This is a genomic window from Streptomyces sp. NPDC097640 (assembly GCF_040302705.1).
GTDB lineage: Bacteria > Actinomycetota > Actinomycetes > Streptomycetales > Streptomycetaceae > Streptomyces.
This window is the reverse complement of the sequence record NZ_JBEOSB010000009.1, coordinates 153,821-178,366: the sequence shown is the minus strand read 5'-3', so window position 1 is coordinate 178,366 and position 24,546 is coordinate 153,821. Positions and strand designations below refer to the sequence as shown.

Annotated in this window: 18 protein-coding genes; 8 read left to right on the top strand and 10 right to left on the bottom strand. The window is 71.0% G+C overall.

The features are described 5' to 3' along the window. From ABTY62_RS16490 to ABTY62_RS16470, 5 genes are all read left to right on the top strand, one after another. On the top strand, positions 1-927 hold the full coding sequence (locus ABTY62_RS16490) for an ROK family protein (protein WP_352130255.1): 927 nt from the start codon (positions 1-3) through the stop codon (positions 925-927). 373 nt (positions 928-1,300) lie between these two features. After that, the gene (locus tag ABTY62_RS16485; RefSeq protein ID WP_352130097.1) at positions 1,301-2,242 is read left to right on the top strand and encodes an ABC transporter ATP-binding protein; all 942 of its coding nucleotides are present in this window, start codon (positions 1,301-1,303) and stop codon (positions 2,240-2,242) included. Beyond that, positions 2,239-3,615: an ABC-2 transporter permease family protein gene (locus ABTY62_RS16480; protein WP_352130096.1), complete on the top strand. Its 1,377-nt coding sequence runs from the start codon at positions 2,239-2,241 to the stop codon at positions 3,613-3,615. Before ABTY62_RS16485 ends, ABTY62_RS16480 begins: the two co-directional genes overlap by 4 nt. A 6-nt stretch (positions 3,616-3,621) precedes the next feature. Further along, positions 3,622-6,372 (top strand): bifunctional YncE/alkaline phosphatase family protein, encoded by a 2,751-nt coding sequence (locus ABTY62_RS16475; RefSeq protein WP_352130095.1) that lies wholly within the window; start codon positions 3,622-3,624, stop codon positions 6,370-6,372. Between the two features lie 146 nt (positions 6,373-6,518). Continuing rightward, positions 6,519-7,886 (top strand): ankyrin repeat domain-containing protein, encoded by a 1,368-nt coding sequence (locus ABTY62_RS16470; protein WP_352130094.1) that lies wholly within the window; start codon positions 6,519-6,521, stop codon positions 7,884-7,886. A 17-nt stretch (positions 7,887-7,903) separates the two neighbouring features. Here the strand turns inward: ABTY62_RS16470 and ABTY62_RS16465 are convergent, their stop codons facing one another. Beyond that, a complete protein-coding gene (locus ABTY62_RS16465; protein WP_352130093.1) occupies positions 7,904-8,194 on the bottom strand; it encodes a zinc-ribbon domain-containing protein in 291 nt (96 codons plus the stop codon). 163 nt (positions 8,195-8,357) lie between these two features. Beyond that, complete coding sequence (locus ABTY62_RS16460) at positions 8,358-12,635, bottom strand: discoidin domain-containing protein (protein WP_352130092.1); 4,278 nt, start codon at positions 12,633-12,635, stop codon at positions 8,358-8,360. 379 nt (positions 12,636-13,014) lie between these two features. Here ABTY62_RS16460 and ABTY62_RS16455 point away from each other — a divergent pair, with 379 nt between their 5' ends. From ABTY62_RS16455 to ABTY62_RS16445, 3 genes are all read left to right on the top strand, one after another. Next, positions 13,015-13,374: a BlaI/MecI/CopY family transcriptional regulator gene (locus ABTY62_RS16455; RefSeq protein ID WP_352130091.1), complete on the top strand. Its 360-nt coding sequence runs from the start codon at positions 13,015-13,017 to the stop codon at positions 13,372-13,374. Continuing rightward, positions 13,371-14,240, top strand: a complete 870-nt coding sequence (locus ABTY62_RS16450) for a M56 family metallopeptidase (RefSeq protein WP_352130090.1) — start codon at positions 13,371-13,373, stop codon at positions 14,238-14,240. The genes ABTY62_RS16455 and ABTY62_RS16450 overlap by 4 nt, the downstream gene beginning before the upstream one ends. 101 nt (positions 14,241-14,341) lie before the next feature. After that, the gene (locus tag ABTY62_RS16445) at positions 14,342-15,004 is read left to right on the top strand and encodes a class I SAM-dependent methyltransferase (protein WP_352130089.1); all 663 of its coding nucleotides are present in this window, start codon (positions 14,342-14,344) and stop codon (positions 15,002-15,004) included. Between the two features lie 24 nt (positions 15,005-15,028). On the opposite strand, the gene ABTY62_RS16440 is transcribed toward ABTY62_RS16445, so the two are convergent. The 8 genes from ABTY62_RS16440 to ABTY62_RS16405 form a co-directional block, all read right to left on the bottom strand. Then, positions 15,029-16,411, bottom strand: coding sequence for an NADase-type glycan-binding domain-containing protein (locus ABTY62_RS16440; protein WP_352130088.1), 1,383 nt, complete (start codon positions 16,409-16,411; stop codon positions 15,029-15,031). Beyond that, positions 16,408-16,980, bottom strand: a complete 573-nt coding sequence (locus tag ABTY62_RS16435; protein ID WP_352130087.1) for a phage tail protein — start codon at positions 16,978-16,980, stop codon at positions 16,408-16,410. The genes ABTY62_RS16440 and ABTY62_RS16435 overlap by 4 nt, the downstream gene beginning before the upstream one ends. Then, complete coding sequence (locus ABTY62_RS16430) at positions 16,977-18,944, bottom strand: putative baseplate assembly protein (protein WP_352130086.1); 1,968 nt, start codon at positions 18,942-18,944, stop codon at positions 16,977-16,979. Before ABTY62_RS16430 ends, ABTY62_RS16435 begins: the two co-directional genes overlap by 4 nt. Then, positions 18,944-19,417, bottom strand: a complete 474-nt coding sequence (locus ABTY62_RS16425) for a GPW/gp25 family protein (protein WP_352130085.1) — start codon at positions 19,415-19,417, stop codon at positions 18,944-18,946. Before ABTY62_RS16425 ends, ABTY62_RS16430 begins: the two co-directional genes overlap by 1 nt. Further along, positions 19,417-21,315, bottom strand: coding sequence for a VgrG-related protein (locus tag ABTY62_RS16420; protein ID WP_352130084.1), 1,899 nt, complete (start codon positions 21,313-21,315; stop codon positions 19,417-19,419). The genes ABTY62_RS16425 and ABTY62_RS16420 overlap by 1 nt, the downstream gene beginning before the upstream one ends. Then, positions 21,315-22,079 carry a CIS tube protein gene (locus ABTY62_RS16415; protein WP_352130083.1) on the bottom strand — a complete coding sequence of 255 codons (765 nt, stop codon included), beginning with the start codon at positions 22,077-22,079 and terminating at the stop codon, positions 21,315-21,317. The genes ABTY62_RS16420 and ABTY62_RS16415 overlap by 1 nt, the downstream gene beginning before the upstream one ends. Further along, the gene (locus tag ABTY62_RS16410) at positions 22,080-22,517 is read right to left on the bottom strand and encodes a phage tail protein (protein ID WP_352130082.1); all 438 of its coding nucleotides are present in this window, start codon (positions 22,515-22,517) and stop codon (positions 22,080-22,082) included. A gap of 81 nt (positions 22,518-22,598) precedes the next feature. Then, a complete protein-coding gene (locus ABTY62_RS16405; protein WP_352130081.1) occupies positions 22,599-23,540 on the bottom strand; it encodes a hypothetical protein in 942 nt (313 codons plus the stop codon). Positions 23,541-24,546: the final 1,006 nt, after the last annotated feature.

The window sequence follows — 24,546 nt, the reverse complement described above, 5'->3', positions numbered from 1 at the left end:
TTGTTCGCCGGGGTGGACATCGGCGGGACCACGACCCAGGTCGTGCTGTGCGACGACGACCTCACGGTGCTCGACCGGGCCGGCACGACCACTCCGGCGGCCTCCGGCGGGCAGGCCATGATCGACGCCGCGCTCGGTGTACTGGCACCGCTGTTGCGGCGTACGCCCGGCCGGCTGATCGGCGCCGGCGTCGGCGCGGCCGGGGTGGTGGACACCGCCGAGGGTCGCATCCTGGTGGCCAGCGACTCCTTCAGCGGCTGGTCGGGCTTCGCCGTCACCGCCGCCGTGGAGGACGCCCTGGGCGTTCCCGCGTTCCTCGACAACGACGTCAACGCGTTCCTGCGCGGGGAGGTGTCGGGCGGCGCGGTACGGGGCGAGCCCGATGTCCTCGGCATCGCGCTGGGCACGGGCGTGGGCGGCGCGCTCTGGGCGGGCGGCCGGCTCTTCGCCGGCCCGCACGGCGCGGCCGGCGAGATCGGGCACATCCCCGGGTTCGGCGACCTGCCCTGTACCTGCGGGGGGCGTGGCCACCTGGAGACCTTGGCCTCCGGCCGTTCCATCGGGGCCCGATTCGCCGAGCGCACCGGCCGCCGGCTCACCGCTCGAGAGGTCGCTGACGCGGCCTCGTACGGCGACGAGGATGCCCTGGAGGTGTACCGCGCGGCCGGCGCCGGGCTCGCGCGGGCGGTCCTCATGACAGCCGGCCTGGTGGACATCACCACGGTGGTGATCGGTGGCGGCGTCAGCCGTGCCTGGCACCTTCTCGAGCCCGTCATACGAGCCGAGCTCGCCGAGGAGCCCCCGGTCAGTGGTCACCCGGTCCGCCTGGTCCGGGCCCGACTCGGCACCGATGCCGTACCCGTGGGCGCCGCCGCCCGCGCCCGCCTGGAGACGAGGCCGGGCGTGGGAGTCCCGACGACACCCTGAGGACCGCGGCGACGGCCCCGATCGGCGGAAACCGTCCGGATTCGGGGCCGTCGCCTCAGCGTTGGCCGGGCCGACGACCGCAGGTCATCGCCGGTCCATGCCGTACCTCGCGGGGACTCCGAGGGCGCAGATCAATTCCGCTCCGTGCCCCGTTGGAATTCGCCACGGCATTCACCATTGCAACTCATTCATGAAAGCATCTAACTTTGCCCAAGTAATAGCAAAGATGCTGGTCAAAACGCGGGAGGTTCCCGTTCGACAGCGACTTCGAAAATGCCAAGTCGCTTCATGTTCGACGTACATTCAACTCCCCATCCCCATGAGTGGCATGAACAATCCATAGGGTCCTTGAGGTATTTGAAGGAAGGGACCCATGGAAGAACTCCGCGCGATCCGGGCTCGCGGTATCACGAAGAGCTTCGGCAATGTCGTCGCCCTGGACGGCATCGATCTCGATGTAACGCAGGGACAGATCCACGGCCTGGTCGGACCGAACGGCGCCGGAAAGACGACGTTGCTCGGCCTTCTGCTCGGGCTCGCGGTGGCCGACGGCGGTCGCCTGGAGGTCCTGGGTACACCGGTCGAGCGGGCACTGGACGCGCCCGACGGTGTCGCCGGCTTCGTGGACGGCCCCGCTCTCTACCCCTCGCTCACCCCACGGCAGAACCTCGCCGCGCTGGCCGCGCTCCGCGGCCACGACGCGCGCACGGCGGGCATCGACGACGTACTCGCCGAGGTCGGTCTCACCGACGTCGCCGACGACCGTACCCGCGGCTTCTCCCTCGGCATGCGCCAGCGGCTCGGGCTCGCCGCCGCCCTGCTGACCAAGCCCCGGCTGCTCGTGCTCGACGAACCGTCCAACGGCCTCGATCCGGCGGGCAAGAAGCATGTGCACGGTGTCCTCAACCGGCTCGCGGCCGACGGAACCGCCGTCGTGCTCTCCAGCCACAACATGGACGACCTCGAGGCGCTGTGCTCCGAGGTGACCATCCTCGCCGCCGGACGCGTCGTCTTCTCCGGCCCGCTGAGCGAGCTGGCCACCGAGAACCGTGAACTCGACTACCGGCTGCTCACCTCCGACCCGCGGGCCGCGCGCCGGCTGGCGGACGACACGCCGGGGATCCAGGTCGTCGACGACGCCGGGATACGGCAGGACGCCGAACCGCTCGTCGTACGCGCCCTGGCGCCCGCCCTCGACCAACTCGTGGTGCGGCTCGTGGAGAAGGGCGTCGTGCCGCGCGAGCTCACTCCCGTGGTGTCGCCGCTCGAAGCCGCGTTTCTGACCCTCACCGAGCAGCAGGAGGCGGACAGATGACCGCGACCCTCGCCCAGAGCCGGGAACAGGAACACGAGCAGGTGACCGGGGGCCGTCGCGTCCCCGTCACCCGCGCCTTTCGCTTCGAGCTCGTCAAGCTGGTCTCCCAGTGGCGAATCCGCCTGCTGGTCCTCGTCTGCTGGATCGCTCCCGCCCTCTTCGTCGCCGGAGTGAGCCAGCAGAGCACGCTTCCCGTCGACACCCTCTTCGGGCGCTGGATGCTCGCCTCCGGGTGGGCCGGGCCGCTGGTGATGCTCGGTTTCGCGGGGACCTGGGCGCTCCCACTGCTGACCTCGGTCGTGGCCGGTGACGTGTTCGCCTCCGAGGACCGGCTCGGCACCTGGCGCCATCTGCTCGTGGCGGTCCGCTCGCCCCGGCGGATCTTCGTGGCGAAGGCGGTGGCCAGTCTGGCCGTCCTGCTGCTGCTCGTGGCCGGGCTCGCGGTCTCCAGCACCGTCGGCGGCCTCCTCGCGGTCGGCAACCAGCCGCTGGTCGGTCTCGACGGCCATCTCCTGGCACCGTCGGACGCCGCCGTACAGGTCCTGCTCGCCTGGGTCTGCGTCCTCGCTCCGACCCTGGCGCTCGCCGCACTCGGCCTCCTCGGGTCGGTCACGCTGGGACGGTCCCCGATGGGGCTGCTGGTGCCCGTGCTCGTCTCGCTCGCGATGGCGGTCGCCCAGATGCTGCCGCTTCCGGTGGCCGTGCGCGTCGCCCTGCCGAGCTACGCCTTCATCTCCTGGAACGGCCTGTTCACCAGCCCCCGGCAACTCGGCCCGCTGCTGATCGGCATCGTTGTCAGCCTTGTCTGGGCCGTGGTGGCGACGGCGCTGGCCTATGTGCTCTTCGTACGGCGCGACTTCACCAACCTGACCCACGACGGTTCGGGCCGCCGCGCGATCACCGTCGGAGTCCTGCCGCTCGTCGGGGTGGCCGCCGCGTCGTTCGCGGTCGTCGCCGCGACGACCTCGGCGACGGGCTCCGGGATCGAGCAGGACAAGGTGCAGCGCTCGCTCGCCACGGCGTTCGCGCACCTGTACCGCATGCAGACCGACCAGCTCAACCGGCCGGCCGTCACCGAGGCCCAGTTGAAGGCCACGGCGTCGTGCAACAAGGGCAGCACCAGGGTCGCGGCACAAGGCCCGGGCAACGACTGGCGCTGCGTCGTGACCTGGCATCTTCCCGGCGTCGAGGGCACAGGACAGGCCATCTACCAACTCGATGTCACTCCGGACGGGCGGTTCATGGCCGATGGCGATGGACCGAAGGAAGTGAACGGCTACTTCCTGGTGCGGACCCCCGACGGGGACGCACCGAACCCGCTGTGGCAGTTCGACGGCAACGTCGAACTGCTCGACACCACCCCGAAGGGATAACACGCAATGCAGGTGACTCGCCGCCGCAAACTCGTCGAGGAAGCCCGGATCAACCTCATCGGCAGACGCATCGGCCGCCGGATGCCGCTGTTGACGGCGGGCACCACCGCCGTCGCCCTCGTGGCCGCCGGCACGGCGCTCGCGCAGACCCACCAGTTCGGCACGGACCAGGTCGGCCAGGTCACCGAGAACGGCCAGGTCGTCTCCAGCAACCAGTACATCGCCCCGTACGGCGACCGGCTCGTCATCAACCAGGGCAAGATCATGTCGTCCTCGGTCAGCCCGGACGGCACGCACATGGCCGCCTCGGTCACCGACGGTGGCGCGGCCCTGGCCATCGTGGACCTGAAGAACTGGAAGACGCAGCAGCTCGTCAGCAATGCCGCGTCGTCGAACCCCCGCATCAGCAGCAACAACGTGGGCCAGGAAGGCCCGACGTACTCGCCCGACGGCAATCAGCTGTGGCTGGGCCAGCCGGACGGCTACACCGTGTTCACCGTGAACGCGGACGGCAGCGTCGCCGGCCCGAGGACCGTCAGCATCCCGGCGCAGGGGTCCAAGCGCGCCCTGGTGGGCGCGGTGGCGTTCTCGGCCGACGGCAAGACCGCGTACTCCGCGGTCAACGGCCAGAACCGGGTCGTCGCCATCGACGCCGCGACCGGGACCATCAAGCAGAGCTGGAACGTGGGCAACGCCCCGCGCGGCATGGTCGTCGTCGGCGACAAGCTCTACGTGAGCAACGAGGGCGGTCGCCCGGCCAAGCCCGGCGAGCCCACGATCAACTCGTACGGCACGCAGGTACTCGCCGACCAGAAGACCGCTGCCACCACCAGCGGCACGGTCAGCGTCATCGACCTGGCGAACCAGGACGCCGCGGTCGCCGGCATCGACGTCGGTCTGCACCCGACCGCCGTGTACGCCAAGAACGGCGTGGTGTTCGTCACCAACACCGCCGACAACAACGTCTCGGTCATCGACACGGCGAAGGACAAGGTCGTCCAGACCATCTCCACCCAGCCGTGGGCCAAGGCTCGGGTGGGCTACGAGCCCGACGCGGTGACCCTCACCGACGACGGTCACCTGCTGGTGACCCTCGGCCGCGCCAACGCCGTCGCCGTCTACAAGTACACCTCCGCGCAGGAGCCGGTCAGCTATGTCGGCCTGCTCCCCACGGACTACTTCCCCTCGGAGATCGCCACCTCCGGCAACGAGGTGTACGTCTCCAACACCCGTGGCATCGACGCCCGCCGCAAGGCCACCGGCGGTCGCGGCACCCACGACACGACGTCGAGCGTGCAGAAGTTCACGCTGCCCGACGACAGCGTGATCAAGTCCTACACCGGCAAGGTCTTCAAGCAGAACGGCTGGAACGGCGCGTCGCTCAAGAAGTCCGACGGCTCCCCGGCCAAGCCGGTGCCGGTCCCGGTCAAGCTCGGCGACCCCTCGACGATCAAGCACGTCTTCCTGCTCGTCAAGGAGAACCGGACCTACGACCAGGTCTTCGGTGACATACCGCAGGGCAACGGCGACCCGTCGCTGACCGAGTTCGGTGAGAACGTCACGCCGAACCAGCACGCCCTGGCCAAGCAGTTCGGCCTGTACGACAACACGTACGACATCGGCACCAACTCCGCCGAGGGTCACAACTGGCTGATGCAGGCCGACGACCCGGAGTACACCGAGTCTTCGGCCGGTGAGTACACCCGCAGCTACGACACCGAGGACGACGCCCTCGGCCACCAGAAGACCGGCTTCATCTGGACCGGTGCGCAGGCGGCCCGCAAGTCCGTCCGGAACTTCGGCGAGTTCCAGCAGTTCCTGACCAAGCCGGCGGACGCCAGCTGGCAGAACCTGTACTGCGACACCAAGAACATGGCGGCGACCGGTCAGGACACCGCCTACCCGCTGAACTCGACCTCGCCGATCCCGTCGCTCAACGACGTGTCGGTGCACGGCTTCCCGAAGTTCGACACCAGCGTCCCGGACGTCTACCGGGCACAGATCTGGAAGAAGGACTTCGAGAAGAACGGACCGGCGAACCTGAACATGTTCTGGCTCTCCAGCGACCACACCGGTGGTCCGGTGAGCCCTGCCTCGCAGGTCGCGGACAACGACCTCGCCGTGGGCCAGATCGTCGACGAGATCTCGCACAGCAAGTACTGGAAGGACTCGGCGATCTTCGTCGTCGAGGACGACTCCCAGGCGGGTCTCGACCACGTCGACGGCCACCGTGCCCCGGTCCAGATCATCAGCCCCTGGGCCAAGCACTCCACGGTGGACAGCCACTACTACTCGCAGATCAACATGGCGCGAACCATCGAGCAGATCCTCGGGATCCAGCCGATGAACCAGAAGGACACCGCGGCCACCCCGATGGCCTCGGCGTTCACCCAGCGACCGGACTTCACGCCGTTCAAGGCGCTGCCCAACCGGATCTCGCTGACCGACGGTGTGAAGACCCCGCCCTCCTGTGGTCTGGACACCCCCGCGGCGCAGAGCCTGAAGGCGGCGGCCGTGCCGTCGGCCTCGGTGCCGGCGGACATGAAGAACGTCGCCGCCGAGTGGGACCAGTGGAAGTCGAAGCAGCGGCTGACCGGTCCCAACGCCGTTCCGGACTACGCTCCGCCCGCCCAGATGAACCATCTCACGTGGTACCAGACCCACAACTGGGCGAAGCCGTACCCGGGTGAGAAGAAGATCTACGCTCCGCAGGACGTGCCGGGCGCCGCCATCCCTTCGGCGGAGAACGACGGCTGACACGAACTCATGTGTCGGGTGGCCCCTGATCGGCATTCTCGCCGGTCAGGGGCCCACTTGCGTGACGTGAGGCGCCGTCCCGGCGGGCACGGTGCAGGGTGGAGCCGCGCCGTTTCGCCCTGGCGGACTACTGCTAGCTTGACCCGATGCGAAGCGAAGGTGTGCACACCGAGGTGCTGCGTCAGATCGAGCGGCTCGGCGGGACCCTACCCGGGACGGTCGAAGCGGGCGTGCACTGGACCGACGCGCCCAGGCCGCTGCCGCCGGAGATCGAGACGCTGATGGCGATCACGTGGCCGCCGCGTACTTTGCTGGTCACCGCTGAGGACGGCGACCGGGTGAGCTTTCCGCAGGGGACCAGCGGGGGCGATCCGTTCGGGGTGGACCGGCCGTGCTTCGTGATCGGGTTCAACGAATCGACGCAGTGCTACTGGGTCATCGACCTCGACGATCCGCGGCCCGGCGATCCCGGCGTCCACCGGATCGACCACGACGGGTCCGACGCGGAGGACGCCTTCGGTACTCCGCGGCGGTTGTCGCGGATGCTGGCCGAGCTGACCGTCTACGCGCCGCCGGACTCCGCCCGGCTGACCAACGCCTGTGCCTACGGCGAGCTGGAGACCTTGGCCACCGCGATCGCCGCGGGTGTCCCGCTGGGGCCGGCCGAGGGTGACCGCTCGGCGATGACCCCGTTGCACTTCGCGGTGATGTCGGGCTCGGCCGAGACGGTGCGGATGCTGCTGGCCGCGGGCGCCGACACCGGCGCGCGGACCCGCCACGACAGCCTCCTGACGGAGCTCGGCCTGCACCCCGCCGACTTCGGGATGGAGCGGATCGAGCGCAAGGTGACACCGCTCTGGATGGCCGTCAGAGGTCCGTTCCGCACCGGCCGGCCCGGCCCCTCGGTGGAGGTGGTGCGGGCGCTGCTCGACGCCGACGCCGACCCACGGGCGACCGACCGCCCCGGCAGAACGCCGCTGCACGTCGTAGCCGAGAGCCGACTCCCCTACGAACGCGAGCGGCCGGTCGCCGAGCGGCTGGAGATCCTGCGCTGCCTCATCGACGCGGGCGCGGACGTCGAGGCCGAGGACCGGCTCGGTCTGACGCCGCTGCTGGTGGCGGTCGACGCGCCGGAGTTCGTCGCGGCGCTGCTCGACGCCGGCGCGGACCCGGCGCGGCGCACCGCGCACAAGGACCTGGTCGGGATCAAAGGCGTGTCCGCCCTGCACGCCGCCGCGAGCGGCAGCCACCAGGAGGTACTCCGGCTGATGCTCGAACGCGTCGGTGATCCCGACCCGCGCACGACGGCGGGCGCGACGCCCCTGCACTGCGCGGTGTGGCGGGAAGCCGGGACCGGCGTCATCGAAACGCTCATCGCCGCCGGGGCCGACGTCAACGCCCGGATCGCCGATCCGTCCGGGCTCAGGGTCGACAGCGACACGCCGCTCGGCATCGCCCGGGAGAAGGGCCTCGACAAGATCGCCGAGGTGCTCACACGGGCTGGGGCAGCCTGACCCGGCAGGCTCGGGCCTCAGGGCTGGGACGGCTGCTGTTGCGGTTGCCCGTACGTCTGACCGTCGTGGCCGCTCGCGCTCTGCGCCAGCAGCTGCTCCGCCTGTTCTTTGGTCACTTTCTGCTCCGCGCCGCAGAAGGTGCACTGCGTTGCGTACTTCGTGGAGAACGGGAACAGCGGCACGAAGAACAGCGTGAACTTCGTGACGCGCTTCCTGAGCGTGTGCGCGGAGGGGTTGCCGCAGTGGCCGCAGACCAGCGTCAGTATCGCGAGTTGATACAGGTATCCCTTGGTGCCAAAGATGATCACGCTGCTGGTCCTCCCGGGTCAGTGCCTGCGAGCGGCACGGTGCCGTCACGGAGCACAGTCTCACGCATGTCGGTGTTCTCGGCGACCAGCACCGCCGGTGCACGACGACGCGGGGCCTCTCTCCTTGAAGAGAGGCCCCGTGCCGTTCCGTGCCGTTCGCGGTCTACTCGACGTTGATCCTGAACGTGCTGGTCGTGTTGCGGATGTCCTGGGCGTTGCCGCTCATCCGCAGATTGCGGAAGGTGGCTTCACCGACGGCGGGGCCCTGACCGGGTTCCGGGAGTTCGTTGGCCCAGATGCCGAACCCGGACTTGGCGTCGAACGCGTCGCCGCTCTTCTTCGAGTTGGTGATGGTGATGTCGGTGAAGATCGTGTCCTTCACCGGGAACTGCGCCTGCCCGCCGACGTAGTTGGTCTGGAACATCACGCCTCCGTAGGTGGAGTCGTCGATGTCGACGTCGTTGACGCGGATGCCCTGGAAGACCTTGGAGGCGGAGAACGCCCAGATGGCCGGGAAGACCTGCGCGCCCCAGAAGTGGCCGCCCGTTCTTTCCAGGGAGACGTTCTCGATCGTCGTGGGCTCGGTCCCGAAGCCGTTCATCGGGTAGCCGAAGTCCAGCGAGGAGATCGTGATGCCGGAGTAGACCAGGGTGTCGGCGACGCGGATGTTGCGGAAGGTGTTGTTGTAGCCACCGTAGACGGCGATTCCGGCGGCCCGCCAGGTGAGTGTGGACGTCAGGTTCTCGTAGAGGTTGTTCTTCTCGTCCGCTCCGCCCGCGTCGATCGCCGAGAAGAGGGCGAAGCTGTCGTCGCCCGTGGCCCGGGCGTCATTGTTGACGACGTGGTTGTCGGTGGAGCCGTTCGTCATGTTGATGCCGTCGGCGAACATGTCCCGGATGCGGGAGTTCTGGATGGTCATGTTGTCGGTGTTGGCGCCCCAGTAGAGGCACACCATGTGCTCGACCCAGATGTTGTCGATGGTGATGTCGGAGACGCCTGCGAAGTCGAACACCTTGCCCGGGCCGTCGATGCGGGACGTGTAGTTGCCGAAGTAGGCGAATCCGGCGAACGTCGAGCCCTTGGCGGTGGCGTCGGCCCGGAAGCCGATGTCGGTGTTCTCCTGCGAGGAGGGCGCGTGGAACCGGGTGAACCACGGTCCGGCTCCGACGACCTTGACCGCCTTGCCGTAGACCTGGAACTTGCTGGAGGTCTCGTAGTCTCCGGCGGGCAGGTAGACGCCGACGAGCTTGCCCGTCGTGTCCATGCGGACCTTGTCGAGCGCGTTCTGCACGTCCTGGTGTGAGAAGCCGGCCGGGACCGCGTAGGCGGCGGGGTCCGGGTTCGCAGCCGCGGTCGCCTGCTCGGTGTTGATGAAGTCGATGGCGTAGGTGGAGGTGTTGGCCGCGTCCTTCTGGAGCCGGATCTTGGAACCGGCCGGAACGGTCTTGCCGAGCAGCAGGTTCGCCTCGTCGTAGATGTGGCGGGGCGCACCGGAGCCGGGCGAGTTGCCGGGCGCGGTCTCGTTGCCGTACAGCCAGGCGTACTTCGAGGTCAGATCGATCGCCTTGAGGAACTGGCCGTCCACGTAGACGTTCAGCGTCGTGTTGGTGCCGTCGGGGATGGAGAAGCGGGTCACCAGGGTGTTGGTGGCCGCGCGGGTGGTCCACTCGACGTACTGGCCGGTCGCGCCGAGGGTGACCGCCTTGCGGCCGCTGGCCTCGCCGGCGAAGTCGCCGATGGTCCGGTTCGGGCCGACGACCTTGGCTCCGCCGCCGACCGTGCCGTCCTCGGCCTCGTACATGTCGTACGGCATGTCCGCGCCGCGGCCGACGAACAGGGGCTGCGTGGTGGTGTTGTTGGCCCGTTTGACCGGCACTTCGTTGGCGTCGTCGGCGATGACGGTCTTGACGGTGTACTTGCCGTTGGCGGCCGTCCATGAGCCGAGGCTGACGGGTGCGGTCGTCTGACCGGCCGCGATGGCGCCGCTGTAGGAGCCGGTCAGGGTCTTGACGGTGGCTCCCTTGGAGTCCTGGATCGTCAGCGTCACGTCGTGGGCGCCCGAGGCCGAGGCCGTCGTGCCCTGGTTCTTGATCGCGAGGGTGAATTTGACGTCGTCACCGGCCGACGGGCTGGACGGGGTCCATGAGACCGGTGCGGCGACCAGGTCGGAGCTGGAGACCGGCTTGACGACAAGGGCGTCGGAGCGGGTGAAGGCGTTGTTCGCCTCGTTCTGCTCGATGACCTTGTTCGACGGGTCCACCTCGGCGCCGACCGCGTAACTGCCCGCGTCCCGGGTGCCGATGCTCGCGGTGACCGTCTTCGACTCGCCGGCCGCGAGGGCCGGGACGTCCGCCGTGGCGGCCTTCGTGCCGCCGAGCGTGAAGTTCAGGTCGGTGGCCTTCGACGCCTTGGTGCCGCTGTTGGTGACGGTCGCCGAGAGGCTGACGGCGTCGGTCTCCACCGGGGCGGCGGGCGTGTTCGTGATACCGGTGACCTTGAGGTCCGGGTTGGCGGCCGGGGTGCCGATCACCTGGAACTCGGCGACCTGTGCGCCCGGGGCGCCGGAGTTGGCGGTGAACCTCAGCTGGATGTCCGCGGCCGTGCCGGTGACCGGGATCGTCACGGTGTTTCCGCCGGCCGGGTTGAAGGTGTAGTCCTTCGCCGCCACGAGGCTCGTGAAGGCCGTCGCGTCCTGGTCGCGGCCGAGCACCTGGATGTTCTGGGTGCGCGTGGACCAGGCCGCGTCGGGGTTGAGCTTGACGACGACCTGGCCGAGGTCGGCGTTGGCGCCCAGCTTGGTGGTGAGGGTGGCCGGGTAGGCGCCGCCCGCGCTCTCCCAGTAGGTGCTGGTCTGACCGTCGTTGGCGTTGGCGGCGACGTAGGTGAAGGTGTACGAGGATGCCTCGATGGGCTTGCCCTGGGCGAGGTCGGAGCCGGTACCGGAACCGGGCCGGGTGACGCTGTTGCTCGCCGCCGACACGTTCCCGGCAGCGTCCTTCGCCTTCACGTAGTAGGTGACCGTCGCCGCGGCCGAGGGGGTGTCGGTGTACGTCGTGACGTCGCCCGCCACGGACTTGACGAGCTCGCCGCCCGCGTAGACGTCGTAACCGGTGACCTTGACGTTGTCGGTCGACGCCTGCCAGGTGAGCTTCACGTCGCTGCCGGACTGTGTGTAGGCGAGGTTGCCGGGCGCCGTGGGGGCCTGGGTGTCGCCGCCCGTTCCCTTGCGGGTGACGCTGTTGCTGTTGGCGGAGACGTTGCCCGCGGCGTCCTTGGCCCGGATGTAGTAGGTGATGTCGCTGTCGGCCGGCTGGGTGTCCGTGTACGTCAGGACGTTCCCGGCGACGCTCGCCCGCAGCTGTCCGCCCGCGTAGATGTCGTAGCCGGTCACGCCGGTGTCGTCGGTGGCCGCGTTCCAGGTCAGCTTGATCTGGCCGGTGGCCGGCTCGGTGTAGCTCAGGTTCGTCGGCGCGGTGGGTGCCTGGGTGTCGCCGGTGGTCGGTCCGTAGACCTCGAGCTCGGACAACTGCCCGGCTGGCCAGCCGGTGTTGGCGGTGATCAGCACGCGCACGTAGCGCGTCGTGGTGGTGTCGAAGCTGATGGTCGCCGACTGGTCGTTGCCACTGACGTCCTCGAAGGGGTATGCCTTCGAGGCCGTCAGGTCGGTGAAGTTCTGGTTGTCCGCCGAGCCCTGGATCTTGAGCGTCTGACTGCGGCTCGGCCATCCGCTGGGCAGCCGCAGGGTCACCTGGTTCACCTTGACCGACGATCCGAGATCGACCTGGAGCCACTGGGGGAAGGCGTTGTTCTTGCTCTCCCAGTAGGTGGCCCGGTTGCCGTCACCGGCGTTGGCCGCCCCGTAGACGTCGGCGTGCCCGCTCTCGGTGAAGGTCTTGCCCAGGGCGAGGTTGGGGGTCGAGGCGGCGCCCGTGAAGACCTGCATCTCGCCGAGCTGGGCGGTGGAGGCGACCGAGTTCTTGCTGAAGTCGGCGCGCACGTACCGGGCGAGGGTCGCGGGGAAGGAGATCTTGACCGTGTTGCCGTTGCCGGGGCTGAAGACGTACTGCGCCGACGGCTTCAGCGTGGCGAAGCTCTTGCCGTCGGCACTGCCCTGGAGGGCCAGCGTCTGCTTGCGGGTCTGCCAGTCGGCGGGCAGGCGCAGCACGACCTGGCGGACGCGCTCGGTCCGGCCGAGGTCGGTCTGCACCCACTGGGCGGACTTCTTTCCGGCCTGCCAGTAGGTGTCGGCGTCGCCGTCGGCGACATTGGCGGCCGAGTGGGTGCCGAGGGCGCTGCCGGACTTGGCCGGGGCGTCCGCGGCGGCGTTGGGACCGCCGGCCGCCTGCGCGCCGACGGCCGGCAGGCCCAGAACCGTGACAGCGGAGGCGAGCGCAGCAGTTGCTGCGCGCCGTCTCCAGGATCTCGGCTTGTGTCGAGTCATGCGGGATCACTCCCTGCGGGGGTTCGCGCGCGCCGGAGGGGCGGCGAGGACGGCTCTTTCCTGGTCAGAGCGGTGGCGCGGTACGGCAAGGCGGCGGGAGCTCCCGTATGGAGAGGACGAACCCACACGGGATGCCATGTTCGACTTTTTGCATTGTTTCCATCGGAATATTGCAGAACTATGTGAGTGCGTCTACGGTCACGACGGCACACTTTTCACCGCATACACCGAGGCCTCGGCCTGCTCTCTACAGCGCAAGCGCACGCAAGTGACGCAAATTCTTGCGTAGTCCAGTCACGCGCGCATCCCATCGTCTTTCTCGGCGAACCTCACGACCCCGCACGTCCTACGCTTGCGTAGTAGACGACGTTTCGAAGGGATGGTCGCAGTGACCCTGGGAGCATTGGAGGGCGCGGTCATGCGGGTGTGCTGGGAGGTCCAAGCGCCCGTAACCGTCCGCGCCGTACTCGGCAGGCTCAATGAGGGCCGGGACCAGCCGCTGGCCTACACCACGGTGATGACGGTGATGAGCCGCCTCACCGAGAAGGGCATGCTCGACCGGGCCCCGCAGGGTCGCGGCTACGTGTACACGGCGGCCGTCGCGGACGAGGCCGCGATCGCCGTACGGGAGGTCCTGCGGGCGCACGGGGATGCCGCGGTCACGCATTTCGCCGCCGAGGCGTCACTGGACCCGCAGTTGCGGGACCGTCTGCGGCGGCTGCTGGAGCAGTCGCCGTGACCGGCCACCGCGCCTTCTGGACACTGGTCGCCTTATCCGCGACCATCCGAGCGGCGGTGGCCTATCTCGGCTGCTGCCTGGCGATGGCGCTGGCCTGGCGGATCACCCATCACGGGGCCGGTCCCCGCCTGCTGTCGAGCGCCGTGTGGGCCGGTGCGGTGTTGCTGACCCTGTCAGTGGCCGGAGCCGTGCGATCCGTCCAGCGGGTGCGGCGCGGGCTGGGCGCGACCCGGACTGTCGGTCGCCACGTGCGCGCCGCGGCCGTCGACGATGCGGCTGTGCGTGCCGCTGCCCGGCAGGTGGCTCCGACCGTCCCGGTTGATGTGGTGGAGGATGCCGGTCGCTTCGCGTTCGCCTACGGCTTGCTGCGTCCCCGGGTGGCGGTCAGCAGCGGACTGGTGGAGTCGGCAACCTTTGAGGAACTGCGCGCGGTTCTGGCCCATGAGGCCGAGCATGTCCGTGGTCGCGACCCGCTCAGAGCCCTGGTCGCCAGTTTTCTGACGGCACAGCACTTCGCGCTCCCGTTGCTGGGCCACCTGCGGGCGGCGGTCGTCGCCGATCGCGAACTGGCGGCGGACCGCTGCGCGATGGCGCGCTGCGGCGCAGGCGCTGTGGCAGGGGCGCTGCTGAAGGTCGGCGACGCGCCTCGGTGGGCGCATGCCGCGCCCGCCGCGGCGATGGGGGGACGTGCCCTGCTCGCCGCGAGGATCACCCAACTGGAGGGCGATCCGCCGCCGCCCGCGCGCCCGGACCGCCGACAGGTGGCGGTCACCGCGGCCGGGGCCGCCCTCTACGCATGGGCGATCGCCGGCTCTGCCTGGCTGGTTGCGGCGACTCCCCTGATCTGCCTGGGACGGGGGCACTGAGCGTCGAGCGCACGACGGCCCCTCTTCTACTACGACCAGGTAGTAATTACTACGTGAGCGTAGTAGGTTGAGGGTGTTGCGCCCCGAGAGGAGTCATTGTCATGGCCGCCGCCCGGAACAAGCAGATTCGCCACCCGCTGTTCGCTCGCGTCTATCCGAGGATCAACGCCTTCGCCGAGGCTCACGGCGCGCTGGAACACAGGCGGGAGCTGCTCGCCGGCGCCACCGGCCGAATCGTGGAGATCGGCGCCGGGTCCGGTGCCACCTTCCGGCACTACCCGCCGGAGGTCGAGCAGGTCATCGCCATCGAGCCCGAGCCCCGGCTGCGGGCACTCGCCGAGCGCGCGGCGGCCGATTGTCCGGTGCCCGTGGAAATCCGGGCGGGCCGGGCCGAGGCGCTGCCCGTGCCCGACGCCTCCGTCGACGGGGTGGTGGCCTCACTTGTCCTGTGCTCGATCGCCGACGTCCCCGCCACACTCGCCGAAGCGGCCCGCGTCCTGCGGCCGGGCGGATGTCTGTACTTCTACGAGCACATCAGGTCGACGCGGCCCGCCTTGGCCAGGCGACAGCGGATCGTCAACGTGGTGTGGCCGCTGCTGGGGGGAGGCTGCAACCTGACCCGGAATCCCGAACCGGCCATCAGTGCCGCCGGATTCACGATCGAACGCGCGAGGCACTTCGATTTCCTCATCAACAGCCGCACCACACCCAGCTCTCCGTGTGTCATCGGCGTGGCCCGTAAAGCCTCGAGCCCAGCTGCGTAAGGGGCGTCCCCCGACGCATCAAGCTCAGCGGGTGGCATTGGAGGGGCCGAAGAACTCGATCTCGGCGATGGCCACCTGCTTCTTGGCGTCGGCTCCGTAGGCCGAACGGATCGTGAAGCGGACCGCGGTGACGTTCTCGGCGCGGAAGGGGCGGTGCTGGAAGCCGACGCCCTGGTCGAGGTTGAGGTCCCTGGTGGTGGTTTTGCCGTCGTCCGTGGTGATGCGGACCTCGACGCGGTGCGGGAGGGCGGACTTGGTGAGGGTGTCACCGCGGGCGGACTGGCCGGGGGTGATGCCGATGTCGAGCAGGCGTACCGGGTCCCGGAAGCGGGCCTCCAGCCATTCCCCCTCGGCGGACTGGGGAACCCCCGGGCCCCACCAGGAGTTGCTGACCGCGTCGAATGCCTTGTCGGGGCCGTGCTCGGGGTAGGAGCGGGAGGCCTTGACGGAGTCCGGGACGAGCGGGGCGCGCTTGGCGAAGTGGTCGCGTACGGCATTGACGGCCCGCGGGGTCTGGAAAAGGGCCCAGGCCACCAGCCCCAGTACCGCCGCGAGGGCCACCCAGCGCAGGATGCGGCCGATCTGGTGGCGCAGGCGGGGGCGGTCGCCCGCCCAGGGCACCTCCCTGTTGCGGTGGTCGAGCAACCGCCGCCACCAGGGGCGGCGGGCCGGGTTCTCCGGGCCCTCGGCCATCGGCATGGCACACCGGGCGCAGAAGTGGCGGTCGGGGCGGTTGGCGGTGCGGCACCAGGGGCACGCGACGCCGCCGTGGCTCTCCGGTTCTCCCGGGGTGCGGACCTCCGGGCGGGCCGGGGCGGGGCGGCCGGGGAGGACCGGGGACACGGACGGGGGGCGGTCCGGTTCGCCCTGAGGGTCGGCCACGGGCACCAGGAGGTCTCTGGCCCGGTCCCGTTCCCGGTCCCGTTCCTGGTCCCCGTCGGCGGTGCCGTTTCCGGTGGTGGCCCACGCCCGGGGCGCGGGTCGGGTGGGGTGGTCGTCCCCGCCGGGATCGCCGGTGCCCGGCCGGTCCTCGGCGTCGGCCGGACCGGGGCGGCCCTGCGCGAGGTCGGGCCGGTCGGATCCGGGCGGGGCGGGCTGATCTGCCGTCATCGGGCCCGGCGAGCCGGGGACACCGGCAGCCGAGCGGCGTGACGCCGACGCGTCACCGGCCGACCCGCTGCCCGCCGGCTCACCCTCACCACCGGTCGGCTCACCACCAGCCGTTGCCCGCCGCGGCCACGGCTCGTGGTCGGGGCGCGGGGCCGGGGGCCGGGCGGGGGGCCAGGGCAGCACCGCGCCGCAGCCGTCGCAGAAGGACTGCTCCGGCTCGTACCGCGTACCGCACTCCGCGCAGGCCAGGGTCGGCTCCCTGGTGTCGCGGCCACCGGATGCCTGACTGGCGGTCATGTCTGAGGGTTCCTTTCCGCAGCGGTCACCTGGACCGTGTAGGGGACGTGGGCGGGGCGCGCGGCTGCCACGATCTCGTTCAGGCGGTGCTCGTCGGCCGGGGTCGGCGACGGGAGGCGCAGGGTGACGTGGAGCCCGGGGCGGGGTTCGCCGGGGAAGGCGCCGCGGGGGCGGGCGCTCCAGGTGGCGCCGCCGCTTTCGGTGATCTCCGCTTCGACGCCGAAGGCGAGCCGTATGGTCTCGGCCAGGCCGCCGCGGGTGCCGCGAACGCGGTGCAGATACGCCGCGGCGGCGACCGCGTCGCGCAGCCGGGCCACGCCTTCCGGGTTGTCGTCCTCGATGCCGTCGGTCTCGGCGCCGATCCAGATGCCGAGCCAGCGGGTGAAGTCGGTGGGGGCGAGGGCGGGGGTGAAGTAGCTGTCCTGGCAGTCCAGGACGTTGTGGAGGGGGGCCAGGACCTCGTCGAGCCCGGCGATGAAGCGCTGCATCAGGTCGTCGTCGGCGAAGACGGCGGGCAGCATCAGGGCGAGCGGGGTGGAGGAGGCAAGGCCGTCGATGGAGCCCCTCATGAGGCGTCTCCGATCACCCGGACACGGTGGTCGTAGGAGAAGACGAGGGACGGCGGGTCGAGGTCGATCCGGTCGGTCGGGTTGCCGCGTTTGCCGCTCAGCGGGTCGGCGGCGTGCAGCCGTACCTCGTCCACCAGTTCCACCCCGGGGGCGCGCTGGAGTACGGCGAAGATCTCGCCCGCTTGGACGGGGCGGCCGAAGGGCCAGCCGGTGCCGTCGGCGCCGCCGGTGAGCGGGTCGATGTGGCGGTGGAGGGCGTCGTGGGCGTCGCGCCGGACCCGGTCGGCGTCGACGCCGCGGAAGGCGTGGACGGTGGCGACGACGGTGACGCCCTGGTAGTACGGCGGGCCGACCGCGAGCCGGGTGCCGATCAGCCGCCGGTCGTCGAGGTAGCGGGTGATGCGCTGGAGCAGCGCGTCGGCGGGGACGAGTTGTTCGAAGCGGAGCCGTCCGCCGGGGTCGGGGACGGCGCGCGGGACGACGAGGACGCGTACGGCGTAGGCGCCGTGGCTCTCGGGTTCGCCTTCCAGACACGTGATGCGGGCGGTCTCGGGCGCGGCGCGGCGGGCGAGTTCCTCGTAGTCGCGCAGGGTGACGGCGCGGTCCTGGGCGCGCAGCGTGATCGGGGCGCGGGCCTTGGCCTCCTCGACGGTCTCGCCGTCCACTCCGCCGTGGGCGGCCTCGCGGTTGACGACCTCGGCGACGTACGGGACGGAGTCGCGCAGGATGCGGATGGCGCCGCGGGCGACGTTGCCGGTGCGCCCGCCCCCGGTGCGGTAGCGGCGGGCACGGATCACGGCGCCCTTGGGCGGTACGGCCCCGTACTGGCGCAGGGTGCCGTCGGGTTCGCGGACGGCGGGGCCGAAGGCGATCTCGCCGGTCGCGGCGTCGAGGGTCAGGTGGCGGTCGTGCGGCCGGGAGGCGGCGAAGTGCGGGACGACCTCCCAGTCGATCCAGCCGTCCCCCCCGGCGTGGCCGGCCACCTGGAGGTGGAGCGGGGGTACGTCGCCGACGACCGGGGCGTGGGCGAGCCGCAGCCGCTGGCCGGGCAGCCCGGTGGACTCGCCCAGGGCCTCGTCGTCCACCGTCTCGGCGTGGACGGCGGGGACGGTGCCGCCCATGGTGAACGACTCGGCCGACCGCACCGTGGGCGAGGAGGTGTAGAAGGGCTGGCCGGGCCCGGGCTCGGTGACCCGGCAGCGCAGCCAGCCCGCTTCCTTCCGCCCGGTGCGGGAGAGAATGTGCCCGCCGGGGACGTGCAGGACAACGTCACCGGGGCGGTTGAGGCCGCCGGTGGTGTCCCGGTCGACCTCACAGACCACCCAGCCGTCGGCGGTCCACGCCTCCCAGACCAGCGGCGGCTGCCGGGGGTCCACGCCGACACCGTCGACCTGGCTGTCGAGCCGCAGCGCGACCGCGCAGTGCGGGACGGCGGCGCTGAGCCCGAGCAGCATGCAGTCCCCGGGCGCCGGGGACTGGGCGAAGCACAGCACGTCGGTCCCCTCGACGAGGTCCGTGGTGCGGTCGGTGACCTGCTGTCCGCGGTGCTGCACGGCGAGATGGCGCAGTTCGCTGGCGACGACGGTCAGTTCGCGCTCGGTGGCGAAGACGACCGCTTCCTCGCTGTCGCCGCGCCGGGTGGCGGTCTCGGTGCCGAGCGGGACGCGGACCGGGTCCGCCTGCGGAGCGGACAGCCAGAAGGTGACGTCGGTGCGCGCGGCGGACGGCGGGAAGAGGGTGATGCCGACGAGGTCGAGGAAGGCCAGGTGGTTCTTCTCGGGGATCCGGTTGAGCCGGTAGACGATCTGGTCGGCCATGTGGGCGACCGTTTCCACGAGGGTGACACCGGGGTCGGAGACGTTGTGGTCGGTCCACTCGGGGGCGCGCCGCTGGATGTAGCGCTTGGCGTCGTCGACGAACTGCTGGAAGCGCCGGTCGTCGAGGTTCGGGGAGGGCAGTGCCATCAGCGATCGCTTTCGGTGGCCGGTCCGCCGCCGGGGCCCTCGCCGTCGGGGCCGGCGGCGTCGGAGGACGGATCGGGTTCGTCGTGGGAGGGGATGACATAGAACGGGAAGACGAGGCTGCGCGGGTTGTTGGTGCCGCGGATGACGTACCGGACGTCGATGAAGAGCACCCCCTGGTCGTCGCCCGCGGTCACCTCCACCTCACGCACCTCGATACGGGGCTCCCAGCGGTCCAGGGTGGTGTACACCTCGTGCTGGATCCGGCCCGCGGTGGCCTCGTTGACGGGCGCGAAGACCAGGTCGTGGATGGCGCAGCCGAACTCGGGGCGCATGCGCCGCTCGCCCGGGGCGGTCGCGAGCACCAGCCGGATGGCCTCCTCGATCTCCCGCTCCCCGCTGACCAGGGCGATGCCCCCGATCGGGCTGACGCGCAGGGGGAAGGACCAGCCGGAGCCGACGAACTGCCCGGCCATCAGAGGGGCACCGGCTTGGCGTTGACGGTGACCAGGCCGGTCAGCGCGACGGAGGTGCCCCCGATGGTGATGACGCCGGGCGTCATCACCTGGAGGGTCCCGGGGCGGACGTTCACGTTCCCGCCCGTCACGCTCAGGGTCCCGGCCTGGACGGATCCGGTGGCGCCCTTGAGGCTGAAGGCGCTGCCCGCGGTGGCGGACAGGGCCCCGCCCGCCGTGAAGGTCATCGCTCCCCCGGCCCGCAGGTTCATGGTGCCGTGCGACCTGAGGCTGAGGTCCGTGCCCGCCTCGACCGACACCGACCGGGTTCCCTTGATGACGACGGAGCCCTTGCTGTCCACGGTGATCTCGGTCCTGGTGCGGTCCAGGTTGATGGTGAGCCGGTCGTCGCCGGTCCTCAGCCGCACGCCACGCTTGCCGAGCCGCTGGCTGAGCAGGTCCAGGCGGTTGTTCTCCCGGTCGGCGACGGTGTGCCGGGTCGCCTTGCCCTTGAGGGGGTCGTACAGCGGTACGTCGCCGGGTTCCGGCTTGTCCTTGCCGCTGTAGAGGCCGCCGATGACGTACGGATGGTCCAGTGCGCCGCGGTCGAACGCCACCAGGACCTCGTCCTTGACGTCCAGCGGGAGGATGCTGCCGCCGTCCACCCCGCCGGACTGCACGGTGCGGGTCCAGTCGCTCTCGTAGGTGGCGTCCAGCCAGGGGAACTCCAGCTTCACCCGGCCCTGTTGCAGCGGGTCCTTCACGTTGGTGACGATCGCGTTGGCCACGGACGGCATCCGGGGCGCGGCCGCCGTTCCGCCGGAGGCGAGGCCGTACAGCGACCGCCACTGGCGGCCGCTGACGGTCACCCAGGTCTGGTAGTGGCTGCCCGGCTCGAAGACGTGGCGGACACCGGTCATCGTGTACTTGCCCTCGAAGGGTTTGCCGACGTCCTTGAGCGTCACCGGGATGTCGGGGCGCAACTTGGGGTTGCCGCGGACGGTGACCTCCAGTTCGGCGAAGGCCGATGTCACGTCGTCGGCCAGCGACTCCGCCGCCCGCTCGACCTGTCCGTCCTCGTCGTACGGGACGGCCGTCTCGACCAGGCTGACCGGTTTGAACTTCGTCTTACCGGAGCCGGGTCCGGTGCCGATGGCGAGCGCGGGGTTGCTCTTGGTCGACGCCTGGGCGGTGAGGGGCGCCTTTTCCTGCACGTTCCATCCGCGCGCCCGCGCCCGGGGAACCTGGTCGGCGGAGGTGACGGAGGTCCGGCAGCGCAGGATGTCCCGGCCGCCCTGGAGCACGAACGGGCTTCTGTCACTGTCCAAGCTCGGCGGAGGGGCCCCGGCGGCGCTCTCACGGCTGACGAACTGGAACTTCCCCCGGGAGTCCAGGTACATCACCTTCTTGTTCTCGTCCGCCAGGCGGGCCAGGAAGTCCCAGTCACTGACGTTGTCCTGGGTGACGTGTTCGTACGCGGACCCGGTGGATTCGATCCGTCCCGCACGGATCCCGCTCTTCTTGATCAGCTTCCTGGCGATGTCGCTGGCGGACAGGCCCGGGTATCCGGCCACCCGGCGCTGGCGCACCATGCGGTGGCCGAGGTCGTAGCCCCGTACGACGGTGAACGTGCCGGTGCCGTCGTAATCCGTCTCCAGCCCGGTGACCTCGCCGGTGAACAGCGGATCCTGCGCCCCCTTGCCGTCCGCCACGGGCGCCAGCACGACCTCGCTGCCGATGGTGACGCGCGCCTGCTGCAACACCTTCCGGCGCTGATCGCGGAAGGTGAGCTGGAAGGCACCGGGCACCCCCGCCCCGAAGTCCACCCATGCCTCGGTCAATCGGCTCGCGACTTTCGGGGGCAGGACGGTGTCGTTCAGTTTCACGTGGATGACGCTCGAGTACGCGATCTTCGTCATCAGGCGGTCACCTCCTCGACCGCGGGCAGGATGAGTTCCGAGCCGGGCTCGAGCCGCGACGGGTCGTCGATGCCGTTGGTCTCGGCGATCACCCGCCAGACGGTGGCGTCCCCGTACTCCCGCCAGGCCAGCGACTGGAGCGAGTCGCCCGCCACCAGCCGGTGGACGCGGCGCGCGGTGAGCGCACCCGACGTGGGGTTCTGTCGCTCGGTACTACCCGGTATCTCATGCAACTGGACCTGGCAGGTGGCCCGGATCGGCACCCCGGTGGTGGAGAAGAGGGTGTACGTCGCGTCCACGGACTCGACGTAGGCGGTGAAGCGCGCGGTGGAGAACGAACCCCACTGGAACACCACCCACGGCGTCGACGGCTGCTTGGCGGCGAGGCTCGCCTCGGTCACCTCACAACAGGAGAAAAGCGCCTCGGCCTTCTTCAGCACGCTGTTGCCGTCCGGCTCGTCGGAGGAGTCCAGGAACACGTCAATGCCGAGCCGTCGGGGCTCGGGGCCCATGAACTCCGGCTCCGAGCCGTCACGGACGGCCGCGCTCGGGGTGGCCTTCCAGGTCGTGCGGCGGCTCATGGTGAGCTGGGACGGGTTGAAGTCGAAGGTGAAGTTCTTGATCAGCGCGCCGGGGGTGGTGCTCTCCCCGACGGGGGGCTGGTGGATCGCCAGCGAGGCGCGCACCAGGCTCTTGCCGGCACCGCCCTTGGCTCCCCCCTTCGCGCCGCCCCTTCCGCCGCCCCTGCCTCCGTGCCCGGCCATCTACGCCGCCCCCGCATCCGTGAAGCCGTGGTGGGTGATCTCCAGCACCTCGGTGGCCACCGCCGGGCTCTCCGGGTTGAGTGAGGGCCCCTGCCAGCTCACCGGCAGCACGTCTATCAGCCCCCACTGGGCGACCAGCGAACCGTCCGCGCGCAGCGCGGCGATCTGGCCGGTGGGGCGGGTGACGCCCGTGGTGACGGACGAGATCCAGGCCGCGACCTTCGCCGTGTCCGGGGTGAGGGGCCGGGCCAGCCGGATGCTGGAGAACGTCACGCGGGACGGCAGTTGCCAGACGAAGCCGTTGTTGCCGCCTTCTTGGTGCTGCTCGATCTCCACCGCGGACGACAGGCCCTCGCAGCTGTTGAAGTACCCCAGGCTCTCGCCGTCGATGGTGAGGGTGAAGAAGATCGTGGATCCCGGGTCGAGATCACTGGGCATCGGGGTCGGCCTTCTTTCTTGCTACGGGTGGTGCGGTCTGGGTGCGCTGGGGTTTTGAGCGTCGGTCCGGTGGTCCGGTGGTCAGCGGCGTGGGTCACGGAGCCTGCCGACGCGCTCGCGGTCGAGGCGGAACTCGGTCCTCAGCAGCCGCGTCAGCGGGCCGATCAGCCGGTGGACCAGCTCGTCGAGCTGGCCGTCCGTCAGCGCCCGGGGGTCGAAGCCGGCGGTGGGCGTGCGCTCGGAGGCGGTGGACTTGCGGGTGCCGGTGCGTTCGCCTGCCTCTGTTTTGGTGGTGTGCGTACTGGTCCTCGTGCTCGTCGTCCGTGGGTTCTGGGACGCGGTGGGGGTGCGCTGGACGGTCCGGGCCGGCGGGGGTGACGGCGTCGTGCTCGGGAGGGGCAGCGCGGGGCGCGGTGAGGCGGGCGTACGGGCCGGTGTGGCGCCACTTCGCTGCACGGGCAGCGGTACGGGCGGTACGGGCGGTACGGGTTCCCCGCGCCGCAGCTGTACGGGTGCGGCGGGCGAAGTGTGCCGGGGCGCGGGCGGCTGAGGCCGCGCGCGGGGAGGGGCCGCGCTACGGGGAGGGGCCGCCACGCGCTGCACCGGCAGAGCGGCAGGCGGACCACCGCCCGAGGCCCGCCGCGCGGGCGCGTGGCCGGGCTGCGCGAGCGGCTGTGCCACGCCGGGCGTACGGGCCGCGGCGATCCGCTGCGCCACGGACCCTACGAGCGGCGCGGCGGACGACGGCGCCTGGGGCGGCGCGGCCACCGGCATCGTCGCCCCACCGAACGCCGCACCCTCAACACCCGCCGCCGACCGCGCCTCCGGCTGCCCCTGAGGCGCTGCGGGCGGGGCGGACAGGGCGGACGGCTGCGCGGCGGCGCGCTGCACGGGCGTGGCTGGACCTCCGCCCCCGTCGCCGCCCCCGTCGCCGTCCCCGGACCGCCGCACGGGCAGGGACGGCGAGGGCGCCCGCGTCGCGTCGGCGGGACCGTTGCGGGGTGCGGCCACTCTGCGCTGCACGGGAACGGCATCGGCCGCGGAGGGCCTGGGGGGTGGCGCCGCCGCGGGCCCACTGCCCGTATCCGTCCCTGGTCGGCCGCCCGCACTCGTGCGGCCAGGCGCGAGCCGCGCGGGGGACGGCACAGTGACGGCCTCGCGCTGCACGGGCGGAGGGGTTTGCGGCAAGCGCATCGGCGCGCCGGCGCGCGGTCGCGGCTGTGGGGGCTGTGGGGCCGGTCCGGCCTTGGCGGACCGCACCGCTCCTGACGTGGCCGCCTTGCGCTGCACAGGAACACCATCGGCGGCGGATGGCCTGAGGGGCGGCGTCGCCGCGGGCCCGCCCTCCGCAGGTGCCGACGCGGCGGTGGGCTGCCCCGGTGGGCCGTCCGTACCCTCCCGACCCGACGTGGGCTGCGAGGGTGACGGCGACGGGACGGCCTCGCGTTGCACAGGCGTACGGGACTCGGCCGGCCCGGCAGCGCGGCGCACCGACGAGGCCACGCTCGCATTGCCGTCCGCGCCTGACGGCGCGACGGCTCCGGGGGCGGAAAGGGGCTGACCAGGTGTCCGTGACGGTGGTGCCCCCTGGGGGATACGGGTGCCGGTCGCCGCGGTACCCGGCGGCGTCGCCGACACGGACGGCGCGGGCATGGCCTGCACCGGAGAGACCGCCCGGGGAGCGCGACCGGTGGTCGCGGCGCTGGGGACGGGGGCCGCCGCCGAGCCCCGGGTCACCGGCCCGGCCGGTGAACCCCCCGGCTGTGGCGCGGTCCCCCGGTCGACACGACGCAGCGGCACCGCCGTTGGCGCACTGGCGCGCTGTACAGGGGTAGCCCCGGCCGGGGCCACCGTCGATAGCGCGGAGGTAAGGGCCCGCGCCGACGCCAAGGGAAGCGAGGCGGGGAGCCTGGGACGGCTCGTCTCCCGCCGGGGCCCGGCCGGTGAACCCCCCGGCTGTGGCGCGGTCCCCCGGTCGACACGACGCAGCGGCACCGCCGTTGGCGCACTGGCGCGCTGTACAGGGGTA

Coding starts and splice junctions, on each gene's coding strand:
- ABTY62_RS16485 (WP_352130097.1), top strand. CDS start 1,301: ATGGAAGAACTCCGCGCGATCCGGGCTCGCGGTATCACGAAGAGCTTC.
- ABTY62_RS16480 (WP_352130096.1), top strand. CDS start 2,239: ATGACCGCGACCCTCGCCCAGAGCCGGGAACAGGAACACGAGCAGGTG.
- ABTY62_RS16475 (WP_352130095.1), top strand. CDS start 3,622: ATGCAGGTGACTCGCCGCCGCAAACTCGTCGAGGAAGCCCGGATCAAC.
- ABTY62_RS16470 (WP_352130094.1), top strand. CDS start 6,519: ATGCGAAGCGAAGGTGTGCACACCGAGGTGCTGCGTCAGATCGAGCGG.
- ABTY62_RS16460 (WP_352130092.1), bottom strand. CDS start 12,635: ATGACTCGACACAAGCCGAGATCCTGGAGACGGCGCGCAGCAACTGCT.
- ABTY62_RS16455 (WP_352130091.1), top strand. CDS start 13,015: ATGGTCGCAGTGACCCTGGGAGCATTGGAGGGCGCGGTCATGCGGGTG.
- ABTY62_RS16445 (WP_352130089.1), top strand. CDS start 14,342: ATGGCCGCCGCCCGGAACAAGCAGATTCGCCACCCGCTGTTCGCTCGC.
- ABTY62_RS16440 (WP_352130088.1), bottom strand. CDS start 16,411: ATGACCGCCAGTCAGGCATCCGGTGGCCGCGACACCAGGGAGCCGACC.
- ABTY62_RS16435 (WP_352130087.1), bottom strand. CDS start 16,980: ATGAGGGGCTCCATCGACGGCCTTGCCTCCTCCACCCCGCTCGCCCTG.
- ABTY62_RS16430 (WP_352130086.1), bottom strand. CDS start 18,944: ATGGCACTGCCCTCCCCGAACCTCGACGACCGGCGCTTCCAGCAGTTC.
- ABTY62_RS16425 (WP_352130085.1), bottom strand. CDS start 19,417: ATGGCCGGGCAGTTCGTCGGCTCCGGCTGGTCCTTCCCCCTGCGCGTC.
- ABTY62_RS16420 (WP_352130084.1), bottom strand. CDS start 21,315: ATGACGAAGATCGCGTACTCGAGCGTCATCCACGTGAAACTGAACGAC.
- ABTY62_RS16415 (WP_352130083.1), bottom strand. CDS start 22,079: ATGGCCGGGCACGGAGGCAGGGGCGGCGGAAGGGGCGGCGCGAAGGGG.
- ABTY62_RS16410 (WP_352130082.1), bottom strand. CDS start 22,517: ATGCCCAGTGATCTCGACCCGGGATCCACGATCTTCTTCACCCTCACC.